At 33.2% G+C, this 14,910-nt stretch carries 16 protein-coding genes and 2 tRNA genes; 5 read left to right on the top strand and 13 right to left on the bottom strand.

Annotated features, from left to right (window positions below):
- Window positions 1–346: 346 nt before the first annotated feature.
- From WHC90_RS01690 to WHC90_RS01680, 3 genes are all read right to left on the bottom strand, one after another.
- The gene (locus WHC90_RS01690; RefSeq protein ID WP_340820047.1) at window positions 347–1,108 is read right to left on the bottom strand and encodes a carboxypeptidase-like regulatory domain-containing protein; all 762 of its coding nucleotides are present in this window, start codon (window positions 1,106–1,108) and stop codon (window positions 347–349) included.
- 109 nt (window positions 1,109–1,217) lie between these two features.
- Window positions 1,218–1,301 (bottom strand) — tRNA-Leu (locus WHC90_RS01685).
- Window positions 1,302–1,490: 189 nt separating this feature from the next.
- Window positions 1,491–1,563: transfer RNA gene (locus WHC90_RS01680), tRNA-Lys, on the bottom strand.
- 104 nt (window positions 1,564–1,667) lie between these two features.
- Between WHC90_RS01680 and WHC90_RS01675 the strand changes: the two genes are divergently transcribed.
- Window positions 1,668–2,180 carry a shikimate kinase gene (locus tag WHC90_RS01675; protein WP_188598734.1) on the top strand — a complete coding sequence of 171 codons (513 nt, stop codon included), beginning with the start codon at window positions 1,668–1,670 and terminating at the stop codon, window positions 2,178–2,180.
- Here WHC90_RS01675 and WHC90_RS01670 read toward each other — a convergent pair.
- Together WHC90_RS01670 and WHC90_RS01665 are read right to left on the bottom strand one after the other, a co-directional pair.
- On the bottom strand, window positions 2,175–2,678 hold the full coding sequence (locus WHC90_RS01670; protein WP_188598735.1) for a phosphoribosyltransferase family protein: 504 nt from the start codon (window positions 2,676–2,678) through the stop codon (window positions 2,175–2,177). The genes WHC90_RS01675 and WHC90_RS01670 overlap by 6 nt on opposite strands.
- 35 nt (window positions 2,679–2,713) lie before the next feature.
- A complete protein-coding gene (locus WHC90_RS01665) occupies window positions 2,714–3,094 on the bottom strand; it encodes an RNA-binding S4 domain-containing protein (protein WP_188598736.1) in 381 nt (126 codons plus the stop codon).
- An 80-nt stretch (window positions 3,095–3,174) separates the two neighbouring features.
- On the opposite strand from WHC90_RS01665, the gene WHC90_RS01660 reads away from it, so the two are divergent.
- Window positions 3,175–4,041: an FKBP-type peptidyl-prolyl cis-trans isomerase gene (locus tag WHC90_RS01660; RefSeq protein ID WP_188598737.1), complete on the top strand. Its 867-nt coding sequence runs from the start codon at window positions 3,175–3,177 to the stop codon at window positions 4,039–4,041.
- 65 nt (window positions 4,042–4,106) lie between these two features.
- On the opposite strand, the gene WHC90_RS01655 is transcribed toward WHC90_RS01660, so the two are convergent.
- Genes WHC90_RS01655 through smpB form a run of 5 tightly spaced genes read right to left on the bottom strand, consistent with a single transcriptional unit; the run spans window position 4,107 to window position 7,725 of the window.
- Complete coding sequence (locus tag WHC90_RS01655) at window positions 4,107–4,709, bottom strand: outer membrane beta-barrel protein (protein WP_188598738.1); 603 nt, start codon at window positions 4,707–4,709, stop codon at window positions 4,107–4,109.
- A 26-nt stretch (window positions 4,710–4,735) separates the two neighbouring features.
- Window positions 4,736–5,698, bottom strand: coding sequence for a transketolase family protein (locus WHC90_RS01650; protein ID WP_188598739.1), 963 nt, complete (start codon window positions 5,696–5,698; stop codon window positions 4,736–4,738).
- A gap of 54 nt (window positions 5,699–5,752) precedes the next feature.
- Window positions 5,753–6,334: a Maf-like protein gene (locus WHC90_RS01645; protein WP_188598740.1), complete on the bottom strand. Its 582-nt coding sequence runs from the start codon at window positions 6,332–6,334 to the stop codon at window positions 5,753–5,755.
- 6 nt (window positions 6,335–6,340) lie between these two features.
- On the bottom strand, window positions 6,341–7,270 hold the full coding sequence (locus WHC90_RS01640; protein WP_188598741.1) for a geranylgeranylglycerol-phosphate geranylgeranyltransferase: 930 nt from the start codon (window positions 7,268–7,270) through the stop codon (window positions 6,341–6,343).
- Window positions 7,270–7,725, bottom strand: coding sequence for an SsrA-binding protein SmpB (smpB, locus tag WHC90_RS01635; RefSeq protein ID WP_188598742.1), 456 nt, complete (start codon window positions 7,723–7,725; stop codon window positions 7,270–7,272). The genes WHC90_RS01640 and smpB overlap by 1 nt, the downstream gene beginning before the upstream one ends.
- Before the next feature lie 125 nt (window positions 7,726–7,850).
- Here smpB and WHC90_RS01630 point away from each other — a divergent pair, with 125 nt between their 5' ends.
- Window positions 7,851–8,591 (top strand): DUF6503 family protein, encoded by a 741-nt coding sequence (locus WHC90_RS01630; RefSeq protein WP_188598743.1) that lies wholly within the window; start codon window positions 7,851–7,853, stop codon window positions 8,589–8,591.
- Here the strand turns inward: WHC90_RS01630 and WHC90_RS01625 are convergent.
- Together WHC90_RS01625 and clpB are read right to left on the bottom strand one after the other, a co-directional pair.
- Entirely contained in the window at window positions 8,581–9,081 is a 501-nt protein-coding gene (locus WHC90_RS01625) for a SixA phosphatase family protein (protein WP_188598744.1), read from the bottom strand. The genes WHC90_RS01630 and WHC90_RS01625 overlap by 11 nt on opposite strands.
- A gap of 86 nt (window positions 9,082–9,167) precedes the next feature.
- Window positions 9,168–11,774 (bottom strand): ATP-dependent chaperone ClpB, encoded by a 2,607-nt coding sequence (clpB, locus tag WHC90_RS01620; protein ID WP_188598745.1) that lies wholly within the window; start codon window positions 11,772–11,774, stop codon window positions 9,168–9,170.
- Window positions 11,775–11,932: 158 nt separating this feature from the next.
- On the opposite strand from clpB, the gene ytxJ reads away from it, so the two are divergent.
- Both ytxJ and WHC90_RS01610 read left to right on the top strand, forming a co-directional pair.
- Window positions 11,933–12,328 (top strand): bacillithiol system redox-active protein YtxJ, encoded by a 396-nt coding sequence (gene ytxJ / locus WHC90_RS01615; RefSeq protein ID WP_188598746.1) that lies wholly within the window; start codon window positions 11,933–11,935, stop codon window positions 12,326–12,328.
- Window positions 12,329–12,367: 39 nt separating this feature from the next.
- The gene (locus WHC90_RS01610; RefSeq protein WP_188598747.1) at window positions 12,368–13,276 is read left to right on the top strand and encodes a hypothetical protein; all 909 of its coding nucleotides are present in this window, start codon (window positions 12,368–12,370) and stop codon (window positions 13,274–13,276) included.
- Between the two features lie 246 nt (window positions 13,277–13,522).
- On the opposite strand, the gene fahA is transcribed toward WHC90_RS01610, so the two are convergent.
- Entirely contained in the window at window positions 13,523–14,812 is a 1,290-nt protein-coding gene (fahA, locus tag WHC90_RS01605) for a fumarylacetoacetase (RefSeq protein WP_188598748.1), read from the bottom strand.
- Window positions 14,813–14,910: the final 98 nt, after the last annotated feature.

Here is a 14,910-nt window from a genome sequence, read left to right as displayed (position 1 = left end):
AAAAATTAAAAATCAGTCTTTTAAGGCTGATTTTTAATTTTCATAAAATTCTGTTAATACCTGTAAAAAATTGTAACAAACTTGAAACATATGCGTCTTATAAGTATATAACAAGAACACAAAAAATAAAATATAATAAAATGATTACAATTGATAACAACATCAAAGAAGAGAAAAAAAATAAACTGAACAACCAAGTATTTTCTAAAAGAGTTTCTTGGAATAGTAAGAGAAGGCATGACTATAAATACGTTACATCCGTATTTTAGATCATTAGTTAGTTTTTAATAGTTGATAAAAAGGCTGTAAACAATATTGTTTACAGCCTTTTTTGATTTAAACTAACTTAGTTCTTTTTATCTGGAATTGAATTCCTTTCGATTTTTCCTTTTTTAAGTGCCTTGTAATTTTCATAGCAGTCCAAAATGGCTTCAATCATTTGCAAATCACTAGCCTTGGCAATAAAGTATTCCGAATAATTACAATCGGCAAGTAGTTTACTTAATTCTTGTTTATCCATATCTAGATACTCCATCATGATCTCTCTATCAAACTTACCATTGAGCATCTTTCTTAAATCGTCTTCTTTTTTAAGTTTTTGAAGTTTCTTTAACTGCTTGGGTTTTTTTCCAAACATACTGTATAAAAAATCAATGGGCTGGAAAAGGGCTTTAAGAGGCGTATTTAAGTTTTGCCCACCGGCTTTCCCTAATTCATAAGCTTGAGGAAGACCATTAATATGAATTCTGGTATTTCGGTCTTTAGGTACTTGCTTGATATCAACCTCCAATACACCAATCAATTTTGTAGATTGAATAACCACCTCTTTAATTTCATTTGCTTTTTCATACAGGGCGATGACCAATTCATTTCCTTTTAATAAATCGTTGGTTATTTTAAGTTTGATTGATTGAAATCCAAGGTAAGAAACCATAATGGTATCATTTACTTGTGTAGGGATTTCAAAAAAACCACGATCATTTGTAATGGTACCAACAACCGAATTTAAATTGATAACATGTGCAGCACTTAAAGGTTTTTGATCTTCAGCACCTACTATCTGACCTTTTAGTTGAACAATTTTCAAACTCTCTTGAGCGAAACTCACAAAAGAAAAAGTTAGAAACAAGAAAAAAAGTATATGTTTTTGCATCTTACAATAATAATGATAAAAGAAAAGAAAGCGGTTAATTTTTAAACAAATTAACAAAATTTTGTGCGTGTAACAGGAGTCGAACCTGCACGTTCTAATGAACACAAACCCCTCAAGCTTGCGCGTCTACCAATTCCGCCACACACGCAGGTGTAGTAATAAAAAAAGTTAAGCAAAATTAACGCTTAACTTTTTTTTAAAGATTGTTTTTCTATAGGATAGAAAAAAATTGTGACCGGGCTGGGGCTTACTTCGTCTGCGCTCAGCATAAACTTTTCGCTCTAAAGCTACTAAGTTTTATAATTTGTCAATTCTCTATACTTATAGAAAAGTATTGTGACCGGGCTGGGGCTCGAACCCAGGACCCTCTCCTTAAAAGGGAGATGCTCTACCAACTGAGCTACCAGGTCATGCTTTGTTTGAAAGCGAGTGCAAATATACTACCTATTCTTTAAACTATAAAAGTTTTTACTTATAAATTTTTTAGATATTTGCACAACTTAAACAAGACGAGATGAAAATAGTATTATTGGGCTATATGGCAAGTGGAAAATCTTCTATAGGAAAGCGATTATCAGAAGTTTTGGATCTTAATTTTATTGATTTGGATACCTATATAGAATCTTGTGATAAGATGAGCATCAAAGATATTTTTAAAAACAAAGGAGAAATCTATTTTAGAAGACAAGAGTCAATATATCTTCAAGAGGTTCTAGCGCAAGCTACTGATTGTGTTCTTTCTTTAGGAGGAGGGACCCCTTGTTACGGAAACAATACACAGTTGTTAAATAGCACTGGCTATCATACAGTATATTTAAGAGCAGGAATCGCTACACTGGTTGACAGACTAACTAAAGAAAAACAATTAAGACCTCTAGTTGCTCAATTGTCTTCTGATCAGCTTACAGAATATGTTGCAAAACATTTGTTTGAAAGAGCCGCCTTTTATGAGCAAGCCAAGCAAATTATTTCTATAGATAATAAAAGTGTAGAAGAAATTTGTAAAGAAATTAAACTAGCATTATAATAAATATGCAACAGATTTATTTTTAGAAAACTCTACAATAACCTGTTCTTGTAGGGTAGTAGATAATGAAAGTCCTTTGAAATCAGCTTTAACGGGATACTTTTTATGGTTTCTATTTACCAATACAGCTGTTTTAAAACGCTTTAATGGAACCTCTAAAAAATGCTTAACCCCGTAAATTAACGTAGCTCCAGAATTAAGTACATCATCAACTAAGACTAAAGATTTATGTATATAATCTTCACTTGGTATGGAAGTGCTAATCGGTTTTAATGGCTTTTTCTTATCAATAAAAACTTCACACATGATAATACGAAGTGGAGAGATACTTGCTAAAGATTCTGCAATTGACTGAGCTAGTATGAAGCCATTTTTTGAAATTCCTGCTAACACAATCTCTTTTTCATTGCTATTGCTCTCATAAATTTGATAGGCAATTCGATGAATCTTATGTTGAATCTGAGTATTGTCTAAAATGATGTTTTTCTGCTTATTCATTTGCTGCATTGCTTAGGGTTTCAAAGATATTAAAATTAATTATCATCCGTTGGAGATTCGTAATAATCATCAATGTCTCTTCGATCTTTTTTTGTAGGCCTTCCTGTTCCTTTTTTTCGGTAGTGATCTTTGGCAAATTTTAATAAACTTGTTTTTTCGAGTTCTTCCTTTGGAGTTAGATCTTTTTTATATAAATCGGCTAATTTTGCTGAGACTCTGTTTGGAGGAATGTCTAAAACTTGGATTTTATAGTTAATTTGATTTTTTCGAACCCGTATTAACTCATTTCCATACACTTCTTTTGAAGCTTTAACATTTTTGTCATCCATCTTAATATGCCCTTTTTTACAGGCTTCAGTGGCGATGCTTCTCGTTTTATACATACGAACACACCACAAATATTTATCTATTCTCATACAAAAAGTTAAAATTTGATGTTTCTCTTTTTACAAAGGTATGAAAATCGTAAATTGCGCCCTTAAATTTGATACTTAAGATGATAAAAATTAAAAATATTGTACTTGTAGCTCTTGCTGCTATATTTATTTATGCATGTAGTAGTTCTGATCCTGTTGAAGAGTTTGACGCCGAAGCGCAAGCATTAATTGATAATGATTCATTGGTAAAATATTTAAAAAACAATTACTATGATCTTACTTTAGATTCAATTAAACCATTAGCCGCAGGTAAGACTGCTCTTTTAGACGATCCAAAGTTAAAAAGCAAAACGGTTACAGAAAGTGACATTAATTATACTTTGTATTATTATGTTTTAGATGAAGGTACCCCAGATCCAGTTAAAGGGTTTCCAACAAAGATGGACTCTGTTTTAGTAACCTACCAAGGGGCTTTCATATCTAAAACCACTCAGTTAACAATTTTTGAAACTCAAAATAATGCAACCTGGTTAACATTAGATGCTGTTGTTAGAGGATGGTCTAATGGTCTTATTCATTTTAAAGGCGGAAAGAACATTACGAGTAATGGTCCTATAACTTATGAAAATGGGGGTAAAGGTTATTTAATCATGCCTTCTGGATTAGGTTATGGTAACATAGCAAGTGCTGATATTCCTGCAAACATGCCTTTGATTTTTAAAATTAATCTATTTGACCTTGTAGAAAATACCGATCACGATCAAGATGGGCTTGCTTCTTATTTAGAGATAGAAAACGCAAGCATAGAGTCTAATCCATTACTTGTTGATACAGATGGTGATTTTCTAGCTAATTATCAAGACAATGATGATGATGGTGATGGTAAATTAACCAAGGATGAAGATGCTAATAAGGATGGTGACCCAAGAAACGATGACACTGATGGTGATGGAGTTCCTGATTACTTAGATCCAGATACCAAATAAAAAATAAGCACATAAAAAAAAGCTCCAGAGATTCTGGAGCTTTTTTTATGCAAAATAAATTGGTTTTACAACTTATAAGAAAGACCAAATATAATTTGACTGGTTCTGTTATCAACAGTAATTTTTGTGCTGTTATCAACAAATTCAGATTCTGATTTTGACAATCCTCGTTCCCAACGAACATCAACACCTAAAGGTCCAAACTCAACACCTAAACCCATTTGAATCCCAACAGAGAACTTGTTAAAATCATCTGTGCTTAAGTTTCCAAACTCAAACTCATCACCAATAATGTACTGAAAAGATGGGCCTATAAATGCATTTCCAAAACCTAGAAATTTTTTCCCGATCAATACTGGTACATCTAATTTTTTAAATTCATAATCTACAGCAGTTGTACCACTAGTGTACTCGCTTTTTACTTGGGTATACACAAGTTCAGGACGAATGTACAAACCTAGAATAGGTACCTTTCCTCTAAACCAAAGACCTGCATGGAATCCAGATTTAGATTCCGCTCCGTTGATTAAATCTGTTCCTGTGGTAGAAAAAGTGGCATCTCCATTGTTGTTGTAGTTAATACCTCCCTTTAATCCAAAATCAATCTGAGCATTTGCAGTTGTACTAACAGCAAAGGCAACAAGTACTAATAAAATTACTTTTTTCATATGTATTAATTATAGTTATTATTTGATTATTTTTTTCTTTTAATTACTTTTTGAGCAGCAGCAACTATTGCTTTGTCATTAAGTTTGTATTTTTCCATTAACTGAGCAGGGGTTCCTGACTCTCCAAAACTATCGTTCACGGCTACAAACTCTTGTGGTACTGGATTGTTTTCTCCCAAACATCTTGCTACGCTTTCTCCTAGTCCACCAAATTTATTATGCTCTTCTGCAGTAACCATACAGCCTGTTTTTGCCACTGATTTTAAAATAGCTTCTTCATCTAGAGGCTTAATGGTGTGTATGTTGATTACTTCTGCATGGATTCCTAATTCTTCTAATTGTTCTGACGCTTGAAGTGCCTCCCAAACCATATGACCTGTAGCAACAATAGTTACATCAGCACCTTCAGTAAGCTGAATTGCTTTACCAATTACAAAAGGTTCGTCTTTATAGTCTGGCATAAAGATTGGCACAGATGGACGACCAAAACGCAAATACACAGGACCTTCAAAGTCTGCAATCGCAATGGTTGCTGCTTTGGTTTGATTGTAATCACAAGGATTGATCACTGTCATACCAGGAAGCATTTTCATTAATCCGATATCTTCAAGAATTTGGTGGGTTGCACCGTCTTCACCTAAAGTTAATCCTGCGTGTGAAGCACATATTTTTACATTCTTATCAGAATAGGCAACAGATTGGCGAATTTGATCATAAACTCTTCCTGTAGAAAAGTTTGCAAATGTTCCTGTAAAAGGAATTTTACCTCCAATCGTTAAACCAGCTGCAATCCCGATCATATTTGCTTCTGCAATTCCTATCTGAAAGAAACGCTCTGGATGATTCTTAGCAAAATCATTCATTTTTAAAGAGCCAATTAAATCAGCACATAAGGCAACAACATTTGGATTCGTTTTTCCTAATTCTGTAAGGCCATCTCCAAATCCAGATCTTGTGTCTTTCTTTTCTGTAAAAGTATATTTTTTCATTAATTTCAGTTTGTTGTGTTTCGAGCAAAAATAATAATATTATCAACGCAAATCTTACAATTGCATCAATTCTTTGTATAATTTATGAACGGGTAAACCCATTACATTAAAATAACTTCCTTCTATTTTTTCTATACCGATATAGCCAATCCATTCTTGAATCCCATAACTACCTGCCTTATCATAAGGTTGGTACTTTTGAACATAGTAGTTAATCTCCTCACTTGTTAAGTCTTTAAAGTACACTTCGGTTATATCGTGGAATGTTTTTTGAAAATCCTGATGCGTGAGACTAATAGAGCTAATCACTTGGTGCTTTTTACCTGAAATCTTTTGAAGCATCTCTTTAGCATGTTCTTCATCAACAGGCTTTCCGAGTGCTTTATCATCAAGCCAAACAATGGTGTCAGAGGTAATTACTAAACGATTATCATGTAAACTGTCTTTAAATGCAGTCGCTTTGAGCTCAGCCAAATAATCTGTAATCTCAGCAGCTACTAAATGTGATGGATATACTTCTTTGACTTCTTTAAGTTGAATCTCAAAAGGAATTCCTAATTCTTTAAAGATCTGTTGTCTTCTGGGCGATTTAGATGCTAAGACAACCTTATATTGGGCTAATTTTTCTTGTAACATTAATTTTTAAAACGTAAAAAAAAGCATGGAAGCAATTCCTAAAACCATCACAAGCTTTAATAAACTACTTAAAGAATGATAATGGGCTGTACTTTTTGCGATGGCTAATTTGTATAGAAAATAGAGTAGTGGTGCAAAAACAACTAACAGTGTATAGCCTAAGAAATACGGATAGTCAACAAGCTCCATCTTCATTACGAAAATTATAAACACAAGTAAACACACTGTAAAAAAGACTGCCACGCGATTGGCTCTTTGCTTACCAATGACTAATGGCAAGGTTCTCATTTTTTGAGCATGATCTCCATTGATATCCTCTATATCCTTTACAATCTCTCTAATTAAAGTACTTAAAAAAGAGAAAATTATATAAAATAATCCCGCAGTACTAATCCCAATAGAAGTAAACAGTTGTTGAAACACCATTATAATATTATTTGGGAGCTCGTTAGGTCTTTCAAAAAGAAGTAGTGTTAGAATAATAAAACTAACACATAGCGCAACTAGAATATTACCAAATAAGGGAGTTCTTTTTAAAAACACGGCGTAGATGTAAAGACTCAATGAAATGCCTATAAACAACAGTGAATAGCTATATAATTCTTTACTTATCGACAAATATAGCCCGAGGGCAACACCGATAATTGTTAAAATGGCATATGTTTTTTTAGCAGTTTCTAGATGGATGCTTTTCCCTACAAGCTGTTTATGGGGCTTGTTAATTCCATCAGTCTGCACATCATAAACGTCATTAATAATATAACCGCCTGCAGTAATACAAAGGATGCTTATTGACAATAGCACAAAGTCAAAATCACTAAGTACACTTACCGGTAAATAAGAATATACTAATGCGTATTTAGTTAAGATTAAAGTGGCCAATACCATAAGTAAATTAGGGTATCTAACCAATTTTAAAAAGGTTGTGAAGTTCATTAAAAGCTTTTTTTAATTCTCGCTAAATCTCTTTTGTTATCACGATCTTTCATCGTTTCTCTCTTATCGTGTAGCTTTTTACCTTTGGCAAGAGCAATGTTTAATTTTGCCCAGCCTTTGTCTGTTAAAAACAGTTTTAATGGAATGATAGTGAGTCCCGTATTTTTCACTTGTTTTTCCAATTTTTTAAGCTCACGCTTGTTTAAAAGCAAACGTCGTTCACTTTTTGGGTTGTGATTGTAAAAATTACCATGTGAATATTCTTCAATAAACATATTAATGACAAACAATTCGCCACGTTCATTAAATTCACAAAAACTTTCTGTAATCCTAGCTTTACTGGCACGTATTGATTTTATCTCTGTGCCTGTTAGTTGAATTCCAGCGGTATATGTTTCTAAAAATTCGTATTCGAATCTTGCTTTCTTATTGAGTATGTTAATCTTCTTCTGCATGTTCTTTTGTACAAAATATCCTAAAGGGGTCTGCTACAAAGATACATTTTTGATTTAGATGAAGAAGTGTATTTTTGTATTGTAATTAGCCTTCGTTTTAAACGACCAAACAGAAAAAAGTAACCATGCGTATATTTTTAGCCTCATTAGTACTCTTATTTATATCTTGTAACACTTCTAAAAAATCTCAAACTGCACAAGAAATTGTCGATGCTGCCATGCTAGCCTCTGGCTCTGAAAAAGTGGCTAAAGCAACTATTTCTTTTAAATTTAGAGACATACAATACAAAGCTATTAGAAATCAAGGCCGTTTTCTTTTAGAAAGAAGCTTTAAAGAAAACAAAGATTCTATCACTGATCAACTAAGTAATGAGGGCTTTACCCGCTTACTTAACAATCAAGCGATACAATTACATGATACTCTCGCTACCGCATATAGTGGCTCTGTAAACTCTGTACATTATTTTTCTGTGCTTCCCTTTGGATTAAATGATATGGCTGTTCGAAAAAAACGCTTAGCTGATCAAGTTGTTTTTGGAAAAGACTACTATACAATCCAGATTCGTTTTTCTGAAGAAGGTGGTGGAGAAGATTTTGATGATGTTTACATCTATTGGATTAATAAAGAAACCTCTTTGATTGATTATCTAGCCTATAGTTTTCATGTAAATGGAGGAGGGGTTCGTTTTAGAGAAGCAACCAACCCACGTACTATTAAAGGAGTACGTTTTGTAGATTACAACAATTATAAAAAAGAAAATGCTTTAACCGATTTAGAAAATCTAGCTAAAGCATTTGAAAAAGGTGAACTTCAAAAACTTTCTGAAATAAATTTAGAAGCTATAAGCGTTCAAATTACCCCTTAAAAGGAACTTTTATTAGAACACTGGTTACTGTCTCTTTAGTAACAGTAACGATATAGAGGTTTGCATTATTAGAATCATCTATATTTTCATATTTTTTTTCTCCAAGTATTTTATTAACAAAAGCAGGAGTTGTATTGCTGTGACCTACAACCAAAATATTTTTACCTTTGGTATTGTTCTTAAATGCAGCATCATACATCTTACCTGGATTGTACAAAAGCAACGGGAGTTTATTTAACTCTGCTGTAGGCATAGCTGTTTGCTTAGTTCTATTGTATCCTGTGGTGTACACCATATCAAATTTTACAGCAGAAAGAACTTCGGCCCAGTTATCAGCTCTGTTTAAACCTTTTAAATTTAGATAAGGATCTTTGTTATTTGAATCCGATCTATTCTTTTCAGCATGACGAATTAAATAATAAGTAGTTGTTTCTTGAGCATAGATAGCTACACTACAAAAAAAGACGAAAAGGAAAAGTATTTTTTTCATGATTAAAATTTTAAAATGCGAATATAATCAAAAACAAAAGCGATGCATATAATGCATCGCTTTTTTTATGGTCAAATAGACTGTGATTACTCTAGAATCAAATCAGCTTGATTTCTAAAGACTAATTTATCATCAAAAGCATCTAAGAGCACAATACTATCGGTAGTTACTTTACCTGCTAAAATTTCTTTAGACAGTTGATTTAACACCTCTTTCTGTATAACTCTCTTGATTGGTCTGGCACCAAACTCAGGTTGATATCCTTTCTTAGCCAAAACCTCTATAGCTTCTTCTGTAGCATCTAGTGTAATTTCTTGTTTTGCTATCATCTTTTTTACCTGATCAATTTGCAGCCTTACAATTTCTCTAACATTTTCTTTGGTTAAAGGCGTAAACAGCACTATATCATCAATTCTGTTTAAGAATTCTGGTCTCACGGTTTGCTTTAACAAGCCGAGGACTTCTATCTTAGCAATTTCTAAAGCAGCATCAATATCATTATTTGCATTGGCAAATTTTTCTTGAATGATTTGACTTCCCATATTAGAAGTCATGATAATAATGGTGTTTTTAAAATCTGCAATACGTCCTTTATTGTCAGTCAGTCTTCCTTCATCCAATACCTGCAATAAAATATTAAAGGTATCTGGGTGCGCTTTCTCAATTTCATCGAGTAATACCACAGAATAAGGCTTTCTTCGAACCGCTTCTGTTAATTGCCCACCTTCATCATAGCCTACATATCCTGGAGGCGCTCCAATTAACCTACTTACAGAATGTCTTTCTTGGTATTCACTCATATCAATACGAGTCATGGCGTTTTCATCATCAAACAGATAACTTGCTAAAGCTTTCGCCAGCTCTGTTTTTCCAACTCCTGTGGTTCCTAAAAACAAGAACGACCCTATTGGCTTGTTTGGGTTTTGTAGACCAGCTCTTGATCTGCGAACCGCATCAGAAACTGCTTCTATAGCTTCTTCTTGTCCAACCACACGCTTGTGCAAGGCATGCTCTAATTTAAGCAATTTTTCTCTTTCTGATTGAAGCATCTTGGTTACTGGGATACCAGTCCATTTTGCTACAACTTCTGCAATGTCCTCATAGGTTACTTCTTCTTTAATCAAAGAATTTTCTGATTGATTCTCTTGCAATTTTTGCTGCATTTTTTCTAGTTCTTCTTGAGCTAGCTTAATTTTTCCATAGCGAATCTCAGCAACTTTTCCATAATCACCATCACGCTCTGCACGTTCTGCTTCTAATTTAAAGTCTTCTATGCTAAGCTTGGTTGCTTGAATCTGATCAACTACAGCCTTTTCACTTTTCCATTTGGCATTTAACTCATTTCGCTCTTCTTTGATATTGGCCAAATCTGAACGTAAGACCTTTAACTTAGACTCATCTTTCTCTCTCTTAATCGCCTCAATCTCAATTTCGAGTTGCATGATTTTTCTATCAAGCACATCGAGTTCTTCTGGTTTTGAGTTGATCTCCATTCGCAGCTTTGCAGCAGCTTCATCCATTAAATCAATTGCCTTGTCTGGCAAAAAACGGTTGGTAATATAGCGCTCAGATAATTCTACAGCACCGATAATGGCCTCGTCTTTAATTCTTACTTTATGGTGGGTTTCGTATTTTTCTTTGATTCCTCTTAAAATAGAAATCGCACTTTCTGTATCTGGCTCATTGACAATCACTTTTTGAAAACGTCGTTCTAATGCTTTGTCTTTTTCAAAGTACTTTTGATATTCATCTAGGGTAGTGGCACCAATAGCTCTTAGCTCACCACGAGCAAGCGCAGGCTTTAAAATATTTGCAGCATCCATAGCGCCTTGTCCACCACCAGCACCTACAAGTGTGTGAATCTCATCGATAAACAAAACAATGTCTCCATCGCTTTCTGTAACCTCTTTGATCACCGCTTTTAAACGCTCTTCAAACTCTCCTTTGTATTTAGCACCTGCAATTAGAGCTCCCATATCCAAAGCAAAGATTTGCTTGTCTATTAGATTCTCAGGAACATCTCCATCTATAATTCTATGCGCTAAGCCTTCTGCAATGGCTGTTTTACCAGTTCCTGGTTCTCCTACCAAAATAGGGTTGTTCTTAGTTCTACGAGATAAGATTTGTAACAATCTACGAATCTCTTCATCTCTACCAATAACCGGATCTAGTTTTCCTTCTCTAGCTAATTGATTTAAGTTTTTAGCGTATTTGTTAAGAGAATTGTAAGTCTCTTCTGCATTTTGAGAAGTTACACGATCTCCTTTACGCAGTTCTTCAATAGCGCTCTTTAAGCCTTTTTCTGTAAGCCCTTGGTCTTTTAAAACTTGAGCTATATTGCTCTTAGACTTAAAAATAGCCAATAATAGATGCTCGATAGATACATACTCATCAGTCATTTTTTTTGCGATGATACTCGCTTCATTAAGCGTAGTCGATGCTGTTCTAGAAAGCATTAATTCTGCTCCAGAAACTTTAGGTAAACTCTCTAAGTGCTTATCTACAATTTGCAGTACTAAATCTGCATTAATTTGTAGTTTTTTAAACAAAAAAGGCAACACATTTTCATCAATCTCAGCGATTGCCTTATAAATATGTTCATTTTCTATTTGTTGATGTCCATACTCTTGTGCAATTTGTTGCGCACGCTGTATGGTCTCTTGTGATTTTGTTGTATAATTGTTAAAATTCATAACGTTTCTATTTTTCTTTTTTCTTTATTTGTGTCAAATTTGATACCAATTAAAAAAGCAGAAAAGCAGCTGTCTTTTTGTCTTGATTTTACGAGAATTAACTGACTAATTGGCAATCACACCTAAAACTGGTGCTATAATCTATAAAAACACAGAACATGAGTCTATTTAAGAATCTTTTTAACGGCGATAAAGATGAAAATTTAAAAGCAGAAAGCACACTTAATTGGATACCTTTAAACAGTCTTTCTGAATTAGATCAGATTATTAGTGATTCTAATGAAGAAACCCTTGCAATATTTAAACATTCTACACGCTGTGGAATTAGCAGCATGGTAAAAAGACAGTTTGAGAAGAATTTTGAGGCTTCTTTAAAAGATTTTAAAGTATATTATCTTGATTTGCTTGCGCATAGAGATGTTTCTAACGCCATTGAAGAAAAACTTGGAGTTCGTCATCAATCTCCTCAGTTGGTCCTTATTAAAAATGGTGCTGTTATAGATCATGCTTCACATAATGGAATTTTAAACGTGGATTTTAAAAAAATCAACTAAAAAAAGAAGTTTTACCTACTATTTTAAAATTGAGCATCTATGATTTTGAAATCTAAAACAATCGTACTTATAGGATTGCTAATAAGCATCTCTTTTTTATCGTGTACAAAAAATGATCAAACTTTTGATGATTGTAATACAGAAAACACTCCACTAATTTTTAATAAAATTATTAAACAATCTGAATGGATCAGTGGAACTGATCCTGCAAAAACTACAACAGATAAGTCATTCATAACGGAATATATTTATAACGAATTAAATCTGTTAGTAAAGGAGACATTCAATCCGATTGAGAACGTAAACCTTTATAAATATTCTTGCGACAATAATCTAGAGGAATTTAATAATACTCACTACAATAGGATTAACAAATATAATTCTAAAGGAGAGTTAATTTATATGGAGGGGCATGATGGTCTTTATTCTTATAACTTAACTTATGAAGGGCAAAGTGTTTTAGTTAGAGGTACAAACCAAGGTGTAGATGTTGAAATTAAAATTGAATTAAACTCAGACAACTTAGTAAGAAAATTAACAAGAAACAATTCTTATTCTATTTTTGATTATGATTCTAATGGCAATTTAATAAAGGCTGTAGACTTTGATTTGAATGATGAAATTAAATATGAGTTTAAACTTGATTATGATCAAAATCCCAATCCGTTTTTCGGACAGTTAAAATCTGCTTACTTAAGTAAATTTATATATCTATTTCAATATAATTCCTTATATGGAATCGACGGTATTACATATTATATTGATAATTATGGTTTTCCATACTTTAAAAACAATTTATTTCAAATAAATCAAAAGATTGAAGATGAGGAGTTTGAAACTATATTGGATGTTAAATTCACCTACGACCTTCATAAGTATCCAAAGACATTTGTAACTAGTACATTTGGGGGGATATTTAAAAGATTTTATACTTTTACCTATCACTAAACAATTAAACCATAAGTTCAAAAAAAAAGAAGATTCTTAGGTAAGTGTCTTTAACCCCCAAATATGAGAGTGTATACTATTATTTCTCTAATATATTAATAGGGATACATGCGAACATTTTTATGTTGCCAAAGAAAATTTATAATATTGTATAAGAAACAGGCTTTGGAGCAGTTAAAGTTTTAAGATTAGATTAAACAAAAAAAGGACGCTATTATAGCGTCCTTTTTAAATCTATTTTTTTGATTATTCTTTAAACGGGATGGCTGGTAACACCTTACCGATACACTCACCAAAACCAATTCTAACTTCATCGTTTTCACAATGTGCACGCATAATTACTGTATCATTATCATTGATAAATTTACGAGTACTACCGTCATTTAAGGCAATTGGATTTTGTCCTCTCCAAGTTAATTCTAACATAGATCCAAAACTGTCTTTGGTAGGGCCAGAGATGGTTCCAGAACCCATCATATCTCCAGAACGAACATTACATCCGTTAACTGTATGATGTGCTAACTGTTGAGCCATCGTCCAATACATATATTTAAAGTTAGAGTTTGCAACCACGGTTTCTGTACCACCTTCTGGTTGTATTCCTACTTGTAATTTAATATCATAACTCTTTTTACCATCAACTTTTAAATAAGGCATAGGCTCATAAACTTGTTTTGGGTTGTCAACTCTAAACGGCTCTAAAGCATCCAAAGTAACAATCCAAGGAGAGATAGTTGAGGCAAAGTTTTTTCCTAAAAATGGGCCTAAAGGTTGGTATTCCCAAGCTTGAATATCTCTAGCAGACCAGTCGTTAAACAAGACCAAACCAAAAATATGTTCTTCAGTTTCTTCAATCGGAATACGCTCACCTAAATTGTTTGAATCTGTAGTAATGAAGGCCATTTCTAGTTCAAAATCTAACAATCTAGAAGGACCAAATCCTGGTGTATTTGAACCTTCTACTGGTTTTACTTGCCCATAAGGTCTTCTTACTGGAATTCCAGAAGGGATAATTGATGAACTCCTACCGTGGTATCCAATAGGGATGTGTAACCAGTTTGGCATCAATGCGTTTTTAGGATCTCTAAACAAAGTCCCTACATTGGTTGCGTGTTCTTTACTCGCGTAAAAATCAGTATAATCTCCAACACTAACTGGTAAAAGCATTTCTACTTCTTCCATGGTAAAAATAATTTTATCCTTATGTGCTGTTTGCTGCTGTAAACCGTTATTTTCTATATCAAAAATATCTGCAATTCTGTTTCGGACCAAACGCCATGTTTTACGACCATCGGCAATAAAATCATTTAGTGAATCTTGTAAGAAAATATCATCTGTTAATGGAATTCCTTCAAAATAACCAAGTTGATGTAAAGCGCCTAAATCAATGGCGAAATCACCAATTCTTGTTCCAATAGTAATAATGTCATCTTTGGTGATAAAAACACCAAAAGGGATGTTTTGAATTGGAAAATCAGAGTTTTCTGCTATCGATAACCAAGACTTTCTGTTTGGATTATTTGCTGTTATTTTCATTTATATTGTGTCTTTAGTATATTTCTTCAAATATAGGAGAAAGTTGCCATCTGCAAAACGATTTTTTGTTACTTTTGGGAATATTTTATAAAAAATTA

The organism is Polaribacter pacificus (assembly GCF_038024035.1).
Lineage (GTDB): Bacteria > Bacteroidota > Bacteroidia > Flavobacteriales > Flavobacteriaceae > Polaribacter > Polaribacter pacificus.
This window is presented reverse-complemented; position numbering and strand designations above follow the sequence as displayed.